This is a genomic window from Zoogloea sp. LCSB751, assembly GCF_002028455.1.
In the GTDB taxonomy this organism is placed as follows: domain Bacteria; phylum Pseudomonadota; class Gammaproteobacteria; order Burkholderiales; family Rhodocyclaceae; genus Zoogloea.
In genome coordinates, this window is record NZ_MWUM01000442.1 from 1 (window position 1) to 250 (window position 250).

The window sequence follows — 250 nt, forward strand, 5'->3', positions numbered from 1 at the left end:
CAGGGCATCGGCCTGGGGATTGCCGATGGACTGGTTGGCCACCGCCAGCAGGTTGGCGCCCGCGATGGCACCCAGGGAGTGACCCAGGAAGTGCACCTTGAGGCTGCCGGCGGTGCCGATGGCACCCTTGGCATTGGCCAACCCCACCGCTAGACGCAGGCCCAGCAGATCCGCCACGCTCTGTTTCAGGTTGTCGCGCGCCACCGTCAGGTAGCTCAGGTTCAGGTAGGGGGTCGGGTTGTCGGAGGTA

The 250-nt window shown here is 66.8% G+C and carries 1 protein-coding gene; it reads right to left on the bottom strand.

The features are described from left to right. Nucleotides 1–250 (bottom strand): hypothetical protein (locus B4920_RS27265; protein ID WP_216820108.1); only part of this gene is annotated, 250 nt, incomplete at both ends.